The sequence below is a fragment of the Rhizobium sp. SL86 genome (assembly GCF_026672545.1).
Taxonomy (GTDB): domain Bacteria; phylum Pseudomonadota; class Alphaproteobacteria; order Rhizobiales; family Rhizobiaceae; genus Neorhizobium.
Window position 1 is genome coordinate 2,115,126 of the sequence record NZ_JAPPRJ010000001.1, and the last position, 16,352, is coordinate 2,131,477.

16 protein-coding genes are annotated in these 16,352 nt (G+C 61.6%); 9 read left to right on the forward strand and 7 right to left on the reverse strand.

Annotation, left to right across the window (positions count from 1 at the left end; translation table 11 throughout):
• Positions 1–20: 20 nt before the first annotated feature.
• From OU993_RS10440 to OU993_RS10450, 3 genes are all read right to left on the reverse strand, one after another.
• Positions 21–1,295 (reverse strand): O-antigen ligase family protein, encoded by a 1,275-nt coding sequence (locus tag OU993_RS10440; RefSeq protein ID WP_268157655.1) that lies wholly within the window; start codon positions 1,293–1,295, stop codon positions 21–23.
• A gap of 4 nt (positions 1,296–1,299) precedes the next feature.
• The gene (locus tag OU993_RS10445) at positions 1,300–2,574 is read right to left on the reverse strand and encodes a polysaccharide biosynthesis/export family protein (RefSeq protein WP_268156812.1); all 1,275 of its coding nucleotides are present in this window, start codon (positions 2,572–2,574) and stop codon (positions 1,300–1,302) included.
• A gap of 71 nt (positions 2,575–2,645) precedes the next feature.
• On the reverse strand, positions 2,646–3,326 hold the full coding sequence (locus OU993_RS10450) for a sugar transferase (RefSeq protein WP_268156813.1): 681 nt from the start codon (positions 3,324–3,326) through the stop codon (positions 2,646–2,648).
• Between the two features lie 672 nt (positions 3,327–3,998).
• Between OU993_RS10450 and OU993_RS10455 the strand changes: the two genes are divergently transcribed.
• The 9 genes from OU993_RS10455 (at position 3,999) to OU993_RS10495 (ending at position 14,280) form a co-directional block, all read left to right on the forward strand.
• A complete protein-coding gene (locus OU993_RS10455; protein ID WP_268156815.1) occupies positions 3,999–4,280 on the forward strand; it encodes an exopolysaccharide production repressor protein in 282 nt (93 codons plus the stop codon).
• Positions 4,281–4,367: 87 nt separating this feature from the next.
• Positions 4,368–5,381 carry a glycosyltransferase family 2 protein gene (locus OU993_RS10460; protein ID WP_268156817.1) on the forward strand — a complete coding sequence of 338 codons (1,014 nt, stop codon included), beginning with the start codon at positions 4,368–4,370 and terminating at the stop codon, positions 5,379–5,381.
• Between the two features lie 413 nt (positions 5,382–5,794).
• Complete coding sequence (locus OU993_RS10465) at positions 5,795–6,961, forward strand: acyltransferase family protein (protein ID WP_268156819.1); 1,167 nt, start codon at positions 5,795–5,797, stop codon at positions 6,959–6,961.
• Positions 6,954–7,742, forward strand: coding sequence for a glycoside hydrolase family 16 protein (locus tag OU993_RS10470; RefSeq protein ID WP_268156821.1), 789 nt, complete (start codon positions 6,954–6,956; stop codon positions 7,740–7,742). Before OU993_RS10465 ends, OU993_RS10470 begins: the two co-directional genes overlap by 8 nt.
• Before the next feature lie 68 nt (positions 7,743–7,810).
• Positions 7,811–9,010: a glycosyl transferase family 1 gene (locus OU993_RS10475; RefSeq protein ID WP_268156823.1), complete on the forward strand. Its 1,200-nt coding sequence runs from the start codon at positions 7,811–7,813 to the stop codon at positions 9,008–9,010.
• A 3-nt stretch (positions 9,011–9,013) separates the two neighbouring features.
• Positions 9,014–10,012 carry a glycosyltransferase family 2 protein gene (locus tag OU993_RS10480; protein ID WP_268156825.1) on the forward strand — a complete coding sequence of 333 codons (999 nt, stop codon included), beginning with the start codon at positions 9,014–9,016 and terminating at the stop codon, positions 10,010–10,012.
• Entirely contained in the window at positions 10,009–10,944 is a 936-nt protein-coding gene (locus OU993_RS10485; protein ID WP_268156827.1) for a glycosyltransferase, read from the forward strand. Before OU993_RS10480 ends, OU993_RS10485 begins: the two co-directional genes overlap by 4 nt.
• A complete protein-coding gene (locus OU993_RS10490) occupies positions 10,941–11,906 on the forward strand; it encodes a glycosyltransferase family 2 protein (RefSeq protein WP_268156829.1) in 966 nt (321 codons plus the stop codon). Before OU993_RS10485 ends, OU993_RS10490 begins: the two co-directional genes overlap by 4 nt.
• A gap of 34 nt (positions 11,907–11,940) precedes the next feature.
• Positions 11,941–14,280, forward strand: coding sequence for a Wzz/FepE/Etk N-terminal domain-containing protein (locus OU993_RS10495; protein WP_268156830.1), 2,340 nt, complete (start codon positions 11,941–11,943; stop codon positions 14,278–14,280).
• Between the two features lie 9 nt (positions 14,281–14,289).
• On the opposite strand, the gene OU993_RS10500 is transcribed toward OU993_RS10495, so the two are convergent.
• The 4 genes from OU993_RS10500 to cyoC all read right to left on the reverse strand — a co-directional run bounded on the left by OU993_RS10500 (position 14,290) and on the right by cyoC (position 16,349).
• Positions 14,290–14,466 (reverse strand): hypothetical protein, encoded by a 177-nt coding sequence (locus OU993_RS10500; RefSeq protein WP_268156831.1) that lies wholly within the window; start codon positions 14,464–14,466, stop codon positions 14,290–14,292.
• A 66-nt stretch (positions 14,467–14,532) separates the two neighbouring features.
• On the reverse strand, positions 14,533–15,270 hold the full coding sequence (locus OU993_RS10505; protein ID WP_442792901.1) for an SURF1 family protein: 738 nt from the start codon (positions 15,268–15,270) through the stop codon (positions 14,533–14,535).
• 54 nt (positions 15,271–15,324) lie between these two features.
• A complete protein-coding gene (gene cyoD / locus OU993_RS10510; RefSeq protein WP_165217365.1) occupies positions 15,325–15,732 on the reverse strand; it encodes a cytochrome o ubiquinol oxidase subunit IV in 408 nt (135 codons plus the stop codon).
• Positions 15,729–16,349, reverse strand: a complete 621-nt coding sequence (cyoC, locus tag OU993_RS10515) for a cytochrome o ubiquinol oxidase subunit III (protein WP_268156833.1) — start codon at positions 16,347–16,349, stop codon at positions 15,729–15,731. Before cyoC ends, cyoD begins: the two co-directional genes overlap by 4 nt.
• Positions 16,350–16,352 lie beyond the last annotated feature (3 nt).

Sequence of the window (16,352 nt, forward strand, 5' to 3'; positions counted from 1 at the left end):
TCCGAAAGGGGCGGCGGTCGTCATCCGATGGCCTGGGTCATCATCGGGCGGATCCGCATCGGGCGGGAGATTGCCCGCGACCTCGCCTTTTTCCGGAGTGTCAGCGTGCCGGCGGTGATGTAGAAAAGGAAGGATCCCACTTGATACGGGTACATTACATCGATTTCGACGAAGGAGCGCACCAGGAGCAGCGAGATCACGGCGAACATCACCAGGGACTCCGGGTTTTTCCGGTCGTGCAGCAGGTGTTTTAGATGGCCGATGAAACTTGTGATGAGGGTGGTGCATAATAGCAGCATGCCGATCGCGCCGGTTTCAACCATGGTCTCGATATAGGTGTTGTGGAAGTGGAAACCGCCGCGGCTATCGATGTAAAACTCCTGCCACAGGCGCTCGGCTTCGGGAAACCCGCGCACCCAGTAGCCCTGATAACCGATGCCGAGCACGGGCGACTGGCGGGCGGCCTCTATGCCCTGCTGCCAGAGATAGGTCCGTCCGGTCAGCGTCGAATCCTTGCCGAAAGCGCCGAGCACCGCATCCGCAGCCCCCATGCCGAGCGCCAGCGTTACGCCGATCACCCCGACCACCAGGCCGGAGGCAAACAGCAGCTTGCGCATGTTGGGGGTGAACCGGCCGAGCAGCTGCAGGCCGGCAATGAGCATCAGGATTGCGAGCGTTGTGATGACCGAGGTCGCCGATTGCGATGCAAAGAGGCTGTAGGCCGAGAGGAGCGTGGTTCCTCCTGCAACCGGCAGCCACCGTAGTCCGCTGCGGATGACCGCCATGCCGGCATAAGAAAAGATCAGTCCCAACGACGCGTAAAAGCCAAGCTGGTTCTTGGAGGCGAAGGCGCCCACAAAACTGTAGGTTCCGTCCAGTGGATCGAAATGATAGCTGCCGAACAGCAGCGAATAGAGCAGCACGACGGCGCAGCCCAGGGTGGCGCCACGGGTCAGCGTCGCGATCGTGATCGTGCGCAGCGCGATCACCGCGCAGACAATGTGCGAGAGGTACTGAATGGCGGCGCGCAACGAAACGGACGCCGCCGGCGACCAGAAGACCGAGATGAAGCAGAAAATCGCGAAGGCGAAGATCCAGAGCATGCGCAAGGGATTGCCGAGAACATTACGGTAATCGAGCAGGACCAGCGGCAGCCACACCCCGTAATAGGCCAGGATCGAGATCTGACCGAAGCGGGCGGAATAGGCGAAGACAAAAAAGGACAGCGCCACCGCCGCAGCGCCGTACACGCCGTTCCGCTCCGGTTGGATGAAGACGGCCTTGGCGATCCGCATGGCGTTATTGCACCAGCATTTCGGATCGCGCGCGCACGACGTCACCCGGCTGAAGCCGTGTTGTCTCATCGGCCGCGATCTCCTTTGGCCCTTCGGCCGTCTCACGGATGATCGAATAACGGATGGAGACGGCGCGGCCTGCCGGATCAAACCGCAGTGCTTCCGCCGATTTGGTCAGCGCTTCGGCGATCAGCTGGCGGTTCGTTCCGATCTGCAGGTTCAGCTTTTCCAGTTCAGCTTCGGTGTCCTGCATGTCCTTGGCACGTTGCGCCTCCCAATCATTCTTCAGGTTGATCTCGTCCTGATCAGCCTGACTGATCTGCTGCTTGGCCCGCAAAATATTGGTGTCGATGTCGAGCAGGGTCGATTGCACATCCGCCGTCCGCTCTTCGATTGAAAGCAGCCTCGAGCTCAACGCCAGCCCCTGTTCGTTCAGGCGGCTGATCTTTTCGCGGTCCTGCTCGGCAATCTCCAGCTGACGGCTTTGCGTCTTGCTTTTTTCTTCCAGCGAGGCGACTTCCTTCTGCAGCAGAGACTTCAGGTCGGCGAGGGCCTTCAGCTGCAACTCGTAACGGTCGCGGCGCTGTTTCATCAGCGCGGATTCGCTACGGATCAGGTCGCTCGCATTTTGAATCTTTTCCAGGTCCTTCGGCATCTCGATGTCGCTGTCGCCGTTCATTTCCGCCTGCAGGCGGGCTTGCCGGGCAATAAGGCGTGCCCGCTGGCTGCCATAGATCGAAAGATCGCCCTGGGCGTTGATGAAATCCCGTTCGAAGCGCTGCCCGCTTTCCGACCGCCGCAATCCACCGGCGACGCTGACGGCCTTCAACACCGTCATGTTGGGAATGAAGGGATATTCGCCCGGTGTCTGCACGTCGCCGGCCATAAAGACCGGTCGAAACTGGGCAATCTCCACGGAAGCCGACGGCGGATCGCGCAGCGCGAACTGCTGCTGCAGCGCCGAGCCAATCTCGCTGGCCACCGCATCCGGTGTCTTGCCGGAAGCGGATATACTGCCGACAAAGGGAAGGGACAGGCGTCCGTCCGCTCCGACGCTGTAATCGCCGCTCAGGGCATCCCAGCTGCGGAACACGCCTTCGGCCGGGACCCATTGCGCGACCCGGACCCGCAGCTTGTCCATTGGGCCGAGCTGGTAGGCCGTCTCAGCGGCAGAGGCTTGGGGGACGGTGAACGGTGCCGTGCCGAACAATGCGCCACCGACAAGCGCAACACGCGCGCATCGGAGGACCAGGGGATGCAGGTGAAAAAATGCGGGCATGGACGCTCCGTCGGATGGCCCCAGGCACATGGCGCCGGGGCAGGTTGCAGGACGTCTTCTCGGATGCGGGTTCAGTAGCTGCCGCGGGACATGCAAACGGCAGGGATCGTCTTCACGATGATCGCCATGTCCTGCATCAGTGACCAGTTCTGGACGTAATGCGTGTCGAAGGCGATGCGGCTCTCGTAAGAGACGTCATTGCGTCCGCTGATCTGCCAGAGACCGGTCAGGCCAGGCCGGGTGCGCAGGTAATAGACGGCGAAGCTGTCATAGAGGGTCAGTTCCTCGTCGACGACCGGACGGGGGCCGACGATGCTCATCTCACCACGCAGGATGTTGATGAGCTGCGGCAATTCGTCGAGGCTGAGCTTGCGAAGGACCGCGCCGACAGCTGTGACGCGCGGATCGTTTTTCAGCTTGCGGGTCAGTCGCCATTCCTCGGCGGCTTCGGGATTGGCGTGCAAGTGGCGGCGCAACACCTCGTCGCCGTTGACGACCATGGTGCGGAACTTCAGGCACTTGAAGTAGCGGCCGTTGTGGCCGACACGTTTGTGCCCGTAGAAGACGGCGCCTCCATCCGTGAACTTGACCAGGGCCATGATCATCAGAAAGAGCGGGAGGAACACCACCAGCGCAATCATTGCGACGGTGATGTCGAAGGCCCGTTTTGAAACGCCGCCTGTCGGAAAGGCGAGATGCATTTCATGGGTCGAGCTAAGCGGCGTGTCTGCCGATCGTGTCGCGGACTTCATAGAGGAAAACTCCATTGCTGCGAGTGGTCGGTGCCTCAGGGGCGTTCATGGCCCTCGTTGATGCAATCATAATTGGGCGTTTCCGAATTCTGGCCAGTGATTTTTTGTTAGCAACCGTACCGGCAGGGGTCAGATCGGTCGCGTCGGGGTGTCATGCACCTGTCATGACTCGGCAAGGAGCAGCGGCGATACATGGCCGCGGGAGCAATTTGCTTGTATTTTCTGAAAATCACTCACATTTTTTGGAAATTTCGACTATTCTTTTTAGTTTAGAACATGCGCAATATTGCAAAGCGCAGATTGGCTTTTGCTCGACCCATGCGTCTTTTGCAGGCTTTCAACTGTACGAGACAGTTTTTTGTGCAGTGCGATGTTTACGCTGCACCGCAATCGAGCGCTGACGGTAACCCGGAACTTTGTAACAAATTTTGATCGAAGACTGGCGCCCGGTGCGGGGCTGGGGAGGTCCCACCAGCGGTTGCGGGGCCGGATTGTGGCAAGACCGCGGCAGATGTGCACATTTGTGTCCATTCTCTTACCAAATATTTACTCGGTTGCCGGAGGCTTTGTGCTAAAGGATGATCACGTTCAGGCAGACGTGAAAGGTCTTGCTGTTGCACTCTGATGTGCAACCGGCAAAGATGGGCCAATTGGACGTTCCGGAGGATCACAATGTATGGACCGCGCGCACTGATCAGCATGCTGGCCGTCCTGATGGTCTTTGCAGGCGTGACCTATTCCTTGAACGGATCGATCGCGACGACGATCTGGCAGACGATTCTCTGTGCGATCATCATCCAGGTGGGGTATTTTATCGGAATCCTTCTTCTGGTGCGCAAGGAAAGCCGCCTCAGACGGGCGGATCCGTCCATTCAATCCGCCAGACTCGAAAAACGACAGGCGGGTGAGATCCCGGGCGAGGCTCCTCCTCGATTGAAGGCCGGGGACCGATAAACGGATTTTCTGACCGGCAACGGTCTCCCCTTCCATATCCTCGACATCTTTCTAGTTTCCCTTCGTATCGTTCGAACGGAGGTTCCCATGCGCGAAGACAAATCCCCCGAGGTCTGTGTCGTCATCGCTGCCAAGGACGCAGCCGATACCATTGGGCGCGCCATCGCGTCGGCCCTGCGGGAACCAGAGGTTGCGGAGGTCGTCGTGGTGGACGACGGGTCGTCGGATGGGACGGCCGCGGCTGCAAGTGCGTGTGACGACCGGAGCGGGCGGCTCGCCATCGTGCGGCTCGATCAAAACCTTGGCCCCTCCGGCGCCCGCAATCGCGCCATCGAGGTGTCGCGCGCGCCGCTGATTGCCGTGCTCGACGCCGACGACTTCTTTTTTCCGGGGCGGTTTGCCGCGATGATCCGCGAAACGGACTGGGACATGATTGCCGACAACATCGGTTTCATTCACCACGATCCGTCGCAACCGATCGAACCCGATCGTTTCCATGCGCGGACCCGCAGCCTTTCCATCCGCGATTTCGTGGACGGCAATATTTCGAGACGCGGCCGCCAGCGGGGCGAGATCGGTTTCCTCAAGCCGGTGATGCGGCGCGCGTTCCTTGAGACACATGGGCTGCGTTATGACGAGGCTCTCCGGCTCGGGGAGGATTATGATCTCTACTTGAGGGCGCTCATCTGCGGTGCCCGCTACAAGGTGATCGACCATTGCGGTTATGCGGCCGTCGTCCGGCCCAATTCGTTGAGTGGCCGCCACCGCACCGAGGATCTGCGCAGGCTGTTTCAGGCGGAACGGAAAATCCGTCTCTCCAGCCCGCAGCTTTCTCCGGCTGATCGGGCGGTCATTCTCCGTCACGAACGACACATCAAGGCCCGCCATGACCTGCGCCTGGCGCTGGATGTCAAGGCGCGCGAAGGGATGTCCGGCGTTGTCAGGCATCTGCTCGCTCGTCCAGATGCCGTGCCGGCGGTCGTTTCCGGTGTTCTCTCCGACAAGCTGGAGGCGCGCCGGGCGGCGGGTCCCGTCGAGCCGCCGGTGCCAGTCGGCAAGCTGCGTTATCTGCTGCCGGGGGTGCCGGTCGCCCAGAAGTAGGCGAGCCCGCAGGGTTTTAACCTTCGGCTGCCGATCGGTGAGCTTACTTTCTATCCAATTCTGCCACATTTCGGCCGTAATTGCTGCCGCTCCGGATGAGGATTGGCGCAAAGCGCCTCTCCGTGCGGCTCTCCGGCGCCCATCGACAGCATCACGGCTCTCTCTGTCCGGACACCTGATCGAAAACTGATAAGGGCTTGGTTTCCTTGTGCCCGGCATCTGTCAGTGCAGCCTTTCGTTCACATTTGCGGGAGCTTATTCCGATGCTGAATCGCATTTTTGTGGCTTGCCGCTTGAGAAATTGCTGCAGCGCCACATTTTGCCCGAAAGGGACCCGCATCCTTGGGCTCTGAGGGGGCCAAAGGCCGCTCTGGTCGAAATGGTCGCTTTGGGAGGAGCGGCCTCAACTAGGGGTGACTGATGTGACCGTGGATCAGAACATATCCTCCCGTATCAACCTGATGCGCATGCTGCTGATCGCCGGCATCGTTTTCGTGCATATCCCCTATAACCGCGAGGTCAGCCCGTTCCAGCATGACCATGGCCTGTTCGACTGGCTGAGGGTCTTTCTGGGGGAAAGCCTGTTTCGTATCGGCGTTCCCTGCCTCAGCGCCATTTCCGGTTATTTGCTGTTCCAGCGCGGCATCGAGCGTTTCGACTATTCCCGGGTGATCCTGTCGAAGAGCCGCACCGTGCTGTTGCCCTTTCTTTTGTGGAATCTCGGGCTTCTTGTGCTCGTGTACCTGGTGCAGAAAATGGGCGCCGGCATCGGGTACTTCCCAAATCTCAACCGTGCCACGCTGACCCTTCTGATGGATCAGGCGCTGGCGTTCGAAGGTTTTCCAGTCAACTTGCCGCTCTATTTCCTGCGTGATCTCCTGATCTGCATCCTGATTGCGCCCATCCTTGCGCTTCTCGTCCGCCGTCTTCCCACGATCACACTCGGTGCGCTGTTTGCCTTTGCGGTCTTTCCGGATATCGACGCAGGGATCGTTCTCAAGAACTCGATCCTGTTCAGTTTCACCTTCGGCATTTTTCTCGCCCTCTATCCAGTCGATCTCAAGCGCTTCGATGACTGGGCGCTGCCGCTCGGCGGACTGGTGGCCCTGTCTGCAGCGCTTCTGGCGCATGGGCTTTATCTCACCGGGCCGGACTATCCGGCGGTGCTGCTGATGTTGCGCAATGTACTGTCCATCCTGGGGGCCGCGGGTTTCTGGTTTCTTTCGGCCGCGCTGATCCGCACGCCGTTCGGGCGTGGACTGTCACGCACGGGAAGCCTCAGTTTCTGGACCTTCTGCGCGCATTATCCCTTGCTGATCGGTCTATGGATGATCTGGAACCGTTTCGCAGATCCGAGCTTTTATCCGGTTTTTTACGCTCTTGCCGTCCTCGTCACCTTCGCCGCCGTTATCCTCAGTCATCGTCTGGCCCTGCAGTGGGCGCCAGGCGTCTATGGCGTGCTGACCGGCAACCGGACCCGGGCAAAACCCGTCAGTGGCTCTCCTGTCCTCGGGCGGTCGGAGCCGGGGCCAAGCCTTCCAGCGTCAGCATCCCGGAACAAGAGGTCAAACAATGCGTAAATTTTCATCCATTCGCCGTCTCGTTATCCCCGCTCTTCTTTCGGCTTGCGCCTTTGTGACGCAGCCGGCCCTTGCGCAGGCTGCAACCGGCGCATCCTTCGTCGAAACCTTCGACACACTCGACAAGACTTTCTGGTACATCTCCGATGGCTGGGCCAATGGCGCTCATCAGAACTGCACCTGGTCGAAAGGTCAGGTGCGCGTCGAAGGTGGCATGCTCACGCTTGGCCTTGAGGCGCAGCAGACGGCGGATCGCGCCTATGTCTGCGGCGAGATCCAGACGCGCCAGCGCTATGGTTACGGCACCTACGAGGTGCGCATGAAAGCGGGCACCGGATCGGGCACGAATTCCGCTTTCTTCACCTATATCGGCCCGACCGACAAGCAACCGCATGACGAGATCGATTTCGAGGTGCTGGGCAAGAACACCAACCAGGTGCAGTTGAACCAGTATGTTTCTAGCAAGGGCGGCAACGAAAAGCTGGTGGCGGTCGAAGGCGGTGCCGACAAGGGTTTCCACGACTATGCCTTTGTCTGGGAAAATGACCGGCTTCGTTACTTCGTCGATGGCCGCATGGTGCATGAGGTGACCGATCCGTCGAAGATCCCGTCCAATCCGCAGAAGATCTTTGCGAGCCTCTGGGCCTCCGACACGTCCAAAGAATGGCTTGGCAGCTTTTCCTATTCCGGCCCGATCACCATGCAGGTGGATCGTATTGCCTTCACTGCGCTTGGTGAAACCTGCCGCTTCCCGGACTCGATTGTCTGCACGCTGGACTGAGGCGCTTTGCCGCCTCGGCCTCTCTTCACGATGCCCATGATGGGCTGAACATAAAGGAGCCGGACGACGTGACGATCAACGTTCTCTACCTCGCCCATGATCTCTCCGATCCGGCCATCCGCCGGCGTGTGGTCATGCTGAAGGCCGGTGGTGCCACGGTGTCCGTTGCCGGCTTCCTTCGTGACGTCAACCGGCTGGCCGATGAACGGGACGTGCCGGTGAGGGTGCTGGGGGAAACGGCGGATGGCCGTTTTGCCCAGCGTATCGGCGCGGTGGTGAAGGCGCGTGCGACGCTTTCCCGCCACCTGTCCGGCCTTCAGAAGCCGGAGGTGATCATCGCCCGCAATCTGGAAATGCTGGCGCTTGGGGAGGGGGCCCGCGCGCATTTCGGCGCAACATCTGCGCTTGTCTACGAGTGCCTCGATATCCATCGGCTGCTGCTCGACGAGGGCATCAAGGGACGGCTGCTGCGGGCGGCCGAAGGCCAGTTCGGCCGGAGCGCCGACCTGCTGGTCACCAGTTCCCCGGCCTTTGTCGAGCATTATTTCAAGCCGCGCTCGAAGCTGCGGCTGCCGGTGATGCTTCTGGAAAACAAGGTTCTCGATCTGGATCCGCATCCCGGTCTCTGGCCGCCCGTCGCGCGTCCGCCGCGCAAGGGCGAACCCTGGCGAATCGGCTGGTTCGGCGCGATCCGTTGCCGCAAGAGTTTTGCCATCCTCGCCGAGATCGCGGCGGCGATGAAGGGGCAGGTCGAGATCGTCATTCGCGGCCGTGTGTCGCCCAAGGAGTTTCCGGATTTCGAACAGCAGGTGGCGCAGACCCCGCACGTCTCCTTCCACGGCACCTATCGCAATCCGGAGGATCTGTCGCGGATCTACGGCGAGGTGCAGTTCGTCTGGGCGATCGATTTCTTCGAGGAGGGGCTGAATTCCGAATGGCTGCTGCCCAACCGCCTTTATGAAGGTGTCTTGCACGGGGCGGTACCGATCGCACTCTCCTCGACCGAAACCGGCCGGTTTCTGGCCAGGCGCCAGCTCGGTTTGCTGCTTGCACAGGCGCATGTGCCGGAGATCGTTCGGCGCCTGCAGGCGCTCGGCGTCGACGAGTACCTCAGCCTCTTTGCAACACTTGCCGATTCCGACCACTCCGCCTGGGCTGTCGGGCGCGCGGAATGCCAGGCGCTTGTCCGTCAGTTGGCGGCGCTTGGATCGACTGCCCCGGCCGAGGCCGGTTTCATCATCCCGTCCCCCCTGCAATCGGAAGGTTAGTGTATGTCGTCCCCGATCTTGCCCGAGATGAAAGTGCTGGTGGTCATCCCTTGTCTCAACGAGGCGCGCCACATCGAACCCCTGCTGCTCAGCCTGGCTGAAAGCCGCGGCAATCATGACATGTTCATCGTCGTTGCCGATGGTGGCAGCACGGATGGCACGCCGGCGATCGTCGCGGCGCTCACGGACAAGATCTCCGGCCTTGCGCTCATCGACAATCCGAAGCGCATCCAGAGCGCTGCGATCAACCTTGCGGTCGAGCGGTTTGGTGATGGCCGGGATTTCCTCATCCGGATCGACGCGCATGGCGATTACCCGGCGGACTACTGCCAGGTGCTGCTGCAGGAGGCCGTCGATACGGGCGCGGATTCGGTGGTCGTTGGCATGAAGACCGTCGGCCTCGGCACTTTCCAGCGCGCAACCGCGCTGGCGCAGAACTCCAAGCTTGGCAATGGCGGCTCGAAACATCGCGAGGGGGCCGAAGGACAGTGGATCGATCACGGCCACCATGCGCTGATGCGGATCGCGGCCTTCCGCGCCGTTGGCGGGTATGACGAGAGCTTCAGCCATAACGAGGATGCGGAACTCGATTTCCGCCTGCGCCAGGCCGGTTATCGCATCTGGATGACGGGGAAGACCTTCATGACTTACTATCCACGCTCCAGCCCCGGTTCGCTCTTCCGGCAGTATCTGGGTTATGGCCGTGGCCGGGCGCGCAACCTCCTCAAGCACCATGCCGTGCCGAAACTGCGCCAGGCCTTGCCGCTGATGGTGATGCCTGCGATCGTCGGCGCTCTGCTTGCGGTCATCCATTGGGTGGCAGCCGTGCCTCTGGTTGCCTGGGCCTTCCTGTGCCTTGCCTATGGGGCGTGGATGGCGGTGCGCGAACGCAACCCCAACGGCGTTCTGGCGGCAGTGGCCGCGATGATCATGCATGCGGCCTGGTCCACCGGTTTCTGGCTGGAACTGTTCGGGCGCCGAAAGGGGAGGGTTGCGGCATGACGAGTGAACGTACGCTCTCCCATCTTTACGTGGATATCGGCATCTGCACCTTCCGCCGACCGGAACTGGAAGCGACGCTGCTGTCGCTGTTTCAGCTCGTCGTACCGGCTGGGGTGCGTCTTCGCCTGATCGTGGCCGATAACGATGCGACGCCGAGCGCCTTCGACCTTTTCGAGCGGCTGCGGCTGCAGTCACCGTTCGAGATGTCCTACCTGCACTGCCCGCGCTCCAACATCTCGATTGCCCGCAATGCCTGCCTGAATGCCAGCGACGGCGATTACTTGGCCTTCATCGATGACGATGAGACCGCATCGCCGGAATGGCTGGCCGAACTGCTGGCCACGGCCGAGGCGACGACGGCCGATGCGGTGCTCGGCCCCGTCCGTGCCGTTTATGCCGACAATGCCCCCGCCTGGATGCGCAAGGGCGACTTTCATTCCACCCGTCCTGTCTGGGTCGGGTCGAACATCCGGACCGGTTATACCTGCAACGCGCTCCTCGACATGCGCTCGCCGCAGGTGCGCGGGCGCCGGTTTGCCTTGACGCTTGGCCAGAGCGGCGGCGAGGATACGGACTTCTTCACCCGCGTGACCGATGCCGGCGGGCGCATCGCCTTTGCCGAACGTGCCTGGCTCAGCGAGCCGGTTCCCGAAAACCGCGCGCGGTTCGGCTGGCTGATGAAACGCCGCTTCCGTTCGGGCCAGACCCATGGCCGCATTCTCGGCGCGAGGACGGCATGGCCGGGTCGTGTCCGCCAGCTTGCCGTCGCCGGGGCCAAGGCCGCTTACTGCGGTCTTGCGGCGCTTTTTTCCATCCTGTCGCCGGAAGCGCGCAATCGCAACCTGCTGCGCGGCGCGCTGCATGTCGGCGCCATGGCAGGGATCATCGGTGTGCGGGAAATTCGCCAGTATGGCTCGGTGGAGGTTGCATGAACGAAACCCCAATGCCGGATGTCTCCTTCGTCATCGCCGCCTACAATGCCCGCGATACGATCGGTCTTGCCATTGAGAGCGCTCTTGCCCAGGTGGGTGTCGCCGTCGAGGTGGTGGTGGCGGATGACTGCTCCACGGATGGTACGGCCGAACTCGTCCGTTATTTCGGCGATCCGCGGGTAAGACTGATCGAGCGCAGCCAGAACGGTGGACCGGGGGCGGCCCGCAACGATGCCATTGCCGCAGCGCGCGGGCGATGGATCGCGGTTCTCGATTCCGACGACGAGGTGTTGCCCGAACGCTCCGCCATGATGATCGCCGCGGCGGGACGGCTGTCCGCCGATATCGTCGTGGATAATGTCATGGTGCTCCGGCCGGGTTATCGTAGCGCAGCCATGTTTCCGGAGCCTCTCCTGCAGCGGCTCTCCTCACTGTCGCTGGAGGAGTTCATCCGCTCCAACGTGCTGTTCCGCGCCACCTTCAATTTCGGCTACATGAAGCCGATGTTCGAGCGGGCGTTCATCGAGCGGCACGCTCTGCGGTTCGACGAGGCGCTGCGGATCGGCGAGGACTATATCTTCCTCGCCTCGGCGCTTGCCCGTGGCGGCACCTGTGCCGTGGAGCCGCAGCCGGGTTATCTTTATCACGTGCGCGACGGCTCGATTTCCCGTGTGCTGCGGCGTGATCACGTGACGGCCATGATGGAGGCGGATCGCCGTTTCGTGCGCGATTTTCCGCTGCAGGGTCCGGCGGCGCAGGCGCAAGCCGTGCGGTATCGAAGCCTCAAGGAAGCGCTTGCCTTTATCGATCTGGTCGAAGCCATCAAGGGGCGTGCCTGGCGCGACTGCCTCAACCTGGCGGTTTCCCAGCCCTCCGTGCTCCGACATCTGAAGATGCCCGTCGAAGCGCGGCTGCGGCGCTGGTTCGGTCCGGCCCTTCGTCTCAACAAGGCGTCCCCGTGAATTGTGGCCTGCCAAGGCTCGAAAGGATCTGAGAATGGACCACATCAACCTTCGCTCGACGTCGTTTGCGACCGCAAAAGAGGATACGGACGCCTTCATCGATCTGGATCGCCTGTATTCCGCCGTGGTGCGTCGTGCGAGGCTGGTGATCATCAGCGTCGTCATCGCCATGATGCTGGCCGGCGCCTATCTGGTGATGACTCCTCCGGCCTTCACCTCGATGACGCAGATCCTGATCGACGAAAGCCTGTCGCGGTATGCGGAAGACGAGCAGAGCAGCCAGTCGGCGCAGCTGATCGACAACCAGTTGTCGAGCGCTGTCGAACTGATGAAGTCGAAGACGCTGGCGCTGCGCGTGGTGGACGAACTCGGCCTTGCCGATAACGAGATCTTCCTCGACCCGCCCAAATCGCCGGTGGCGCTTGCGAAGGATGCGGTGAAAAGCGTCGCCTCTCTCGTTTCGCCGGCGGACACGCCAGCCTCGGAAACGGCTGCGCGCAACGGACGACGGGAAAAGGCGGCGGCGATCCTGCAGCAATCCTTGACGGCCGATCGGGTGGCGAGAAGTTCCGTCATCGCACTGACGGTCAGCTCGCCCGAACCGCTGCTGTCGGCGCGGCTGGCGCGGGCTTACGCTGAAGCCTATGTCAGCGAACAGCTGAACGCCAATTTCCAGGCCACCGAAAAGGCATCGGTCTGGCTGCAGGAGCGTCTGACGGATCTCAATGCGCGCTCGCAGGAGGCAGCCCTTGCGGTCGAGAAGTTCAAGACCGACAACGGCCTGATCTCGCCGCGCGGCGAGCTTTTGTCGTCACAGCAGCTGGCGGACCTGACGAGCCAGCTGATCGTTGCCCAGGCCGATAGCGCGACCGCCGCCGCCCGTTACCACCAGTATCAGGCGATCGTGGATCAGGGGGCTGAAGCGGCCGTCAACAATGCGATCATCTCTGCCGGCGATGCGGACAATTCCGTCATCCAGGATCTGCGCAAGCGGTACCAGTCGGTGGTGGAGCGGCAGCGTTCGGTGCTGGAGCAGTATGGTCCGGAGCATCGGCAGGCGCAGCTTCTGCAGACGGAAAGACAGGAGATCGAGCGGCAGATCTTCAGCGAGCTGCAGCAGCTGACCGCCGGTTTCCGCAACGAATATGATGTGGCGCGCTCGCGCGAGGAATCGTTGCGCAAGAGCATCGACCAGGTGGCCGGCCGCAACTCGGAGGCCAATGTGTCGCTCGTCCAGTTGCGGGAACTGGAGCAGAAGGCGGCGTCGCTGAAGACCCTTTATCAGTCCTTCCTCGACCGCTTCGAACAGGCTTCGCAACGACAGTCCTTTCCGATCGCCAAGGCGCGTGTGATTTCGCAAGCCGGCGTGCCGATTTCTCCCTCGAGCCCGAAAAAGACGCTCACGATGGCGCTGTCGATCGTGCTCGGCCTTCTCGCCGGCGGCGGCATTGCCACGGTTCTCGAGTTGAAGGAGCGAGGCTTCCGCATCGGGCAGGACGTCAAGAGCCATCTCGGATTGCGGTTCATCGGTTATCTGGCGCTGATCAAGCGGGCATCCTCTGCCGGCAAGGATGGCAAGCCGGCCGAGACACTGCCGGAACCGTATGCGGGGGACGGATCGGCGCCGCCGAAGGATGAGTTCGTTCGCAAACTCACCCGCGTGGCGGTGGATTATCCACGCTCCGGCTTTGCCGAGACGCTGCGCAACGCCAAGCTTGCCTGCGACCAGGCAAACCCGAACCGGGCCTGCCGCGTGATCGGCGTCGTTTCCGCGCTGCCGGGGGAGGGCAAATCGGTGGTCGCGGCCAATCTCGCGGTCTTGCTCGGTGCCATGAACAAGCGGACGCTGCTGATCGATGCCGATTCCTACAACCGGGTCTCGAGCGGCATCCTCGGTGCCGAACCGATGAACGGTTTGATGGAAGTGCTGCGCGGCGAGGCGCCCTGGACGAGCGCGATCACCGTCGATCCGAAGGCGCGTCTGGCGATCCTGCCGATCGCCTCGCGCGACAAGGCCTTTCCGCACACGAGCGACATCCTTGCGTCTGCCGATATGGGCCGCCTGATGGAGACGGTGAACGGCCGTTTTGACTATGTGGTGGTGGATCTAGCGCCGCTGGTGCCGGCTATCGATGCCAAGGCGTTCGCAGGGCATGTCGACAGTTTCCTGATGGTTGTCGAATGGGGCGAAACGCCGGTGAAGCTGGTGCGCAGCGTGCTGGAACAGGAGCCGACGATCGGCGCGAAGACGGTCGGCGTTGTCCTCAACAAAACGGATATGGACGAGCTTCCCAAATATGCGGAGCCCGGTGCGCCGGAACGGTTCCGCAAGCAGACCAGCGCCTACCGGACGGATGAACCTCGGGCGGTATGAGCCCGGTCCTCATTGCGTCGAGGCAATGGAGCCGAAAAAGACGATGAACAGATAGAGGCTGAAGGCGCCGAGCGCATAGATGATGAAGAAGGTGATGATCGTGCGGCCGGCGCGCTGTTTCTTGCGGCGTTCGGGTGCGTCGTCCTCGGGGCTCGCGATCGGGTCGTTCTTCAGGTCCTTGATCATGCTGAGATACCTTTCCTTGTCAGGAAGGATAACCGGTGGCACGCAAGGCGGTTCCCGTAGAGGTAATCAGGGCGCTTCTGTCGGTCTGCGGCGGAAGAGGTAGATGCTTGCGCCGATCGACATCGCCGCCAGGGAATACCAGGTGATCGCGTAGACGAGATGGCTGTTGCGGAACTGGATCACCGTCAACCCGCCGACCGGATAATCGCCGGTATTGGAGGCGCGATCGGCGTCGATGAAATAGGGCGCGACATTGGCAAGCCCCTCTGCCGTGGCAATCGCCGCGACATCACGGGAATACCAGCGACCAGCCGCCGGATCGTTCGCGCGCAAAAATCCGCCGCCGGGTTCGCTGATGCGCAAGAGGCCGGTGACAAGCGTTTCGCCCTCGGGCTGGCTTCCCGGACGGGCGGCAGGGTCGCGCCGGTCCGCTGGAACGAAACCGCGGTTGATGAGGATGATGCTCTGGTCCGCCGTCTGCAGGGGTGTCACGACCCAGAAGCCCGGACCGCGTTCCGTCACCGCCTGAACGAAGACTTCCTTGTCATGCAGGAATGTGCCCTTGGCCGTGACATGGCGATATTCGGCGGCGTCTGCTGAAACGGCAGGCCACTCCGAGGGGGCAGGGGCCGGAACGGCTGGCGCATGCACCCGGGCATCGACGCGGGCGATCAGGTCCAGCTTCCAGAACAGGCGCTGCACCTGCCAGGTGCCGAGCCCGATAAAAACGAAAGCGAGGCCCGCCATCACAAGGGCAAAGGCGGTGTGACGCTTTGCGGTTGGATGGCGGGCCTCGGTGGTCATGTCGAACTTTCCTAGGAGGATGGCCCGCCAGAATCGGGGCCATCCTGTCTGCCGTCAGGGCAGGTTTTTCATCATTTCCGGGTTCATCGGCATCATGTTGGTGTTCAGATGATGCATGACCCAGAGGGAACCGGCGAGCGCAATCGCCACGATGATGATCGTGAAGATCAGCGCCAGCATGGTCCAGCCACCCTCCGACTTGGTGTTCATGTGGAGGAAGTAGATCATGTGCACGACGATCTGCACCGCGCCGAGGCCCATGACGATGGCAACTGCCAGCGCCTTGCTCTCGATCACGTTGCCCATCACCAGCCAGAAGGGAATGGCGGTGAGGATGACCGACAGGATGAAGCCGGTCATGTAGCTGTTGAACGTGCCGTGCGCGGCTTCATGGCCATGGCTGTGGCCGTGATGGGTGTTGTGGGCGCTTTCATGCGCCGGAGCATGGGGTTCCGAGCTCATCCGATCACTCCAATCAGATAGACGAGGGAGAAGACGCCGATCCAGACCACGTCGAGGAAGTGCCAGAACATCGACAGGCACATCAGGCGGCGGCGGTTGGCCTCGATCAGGCCGTGCTTCGAGACCTGGACCATCAAAGTCACCAGCCAGATGCAGCCGAAGGTGACGTGCAGACCGTGGGTGCCGACGAGCGTGAAGAAGGCCGACAGGAAGGCCGAACGCTGCGGGGTCGCACCTTCATGAATCAGATGGTGGAACTCGTAGAGTTCGATGCCGAGAAAGGCGAGGCCGAAGACGCCGGTGATGGCGAGCCACTTCAGCGTGCCGGCCTTGTCGCCCTTTTCCATCCTCAGCATGGCGAAGCCATAGGTGATGGAGGAGAACAGCAGCATGGCCGTATTGATGGCGACCAGGTTCAGATCGAACAGATCGGCCGGCGAAGGGCCAGCCGCATAACTGCGGCCGAGCACGGCATAGGTTGCGAAGAGGACCGCGAACATCAGGCAGTCGCTCATCAGGTAGATCCAGAAACCCAGCATGGTGCTGTTTTCCGGATGGTGTTCTTCCGTCAGGTAGAACGTCGGCTTGTCGGCCGAGGCGGTGTGGGGTGCACTCATTGT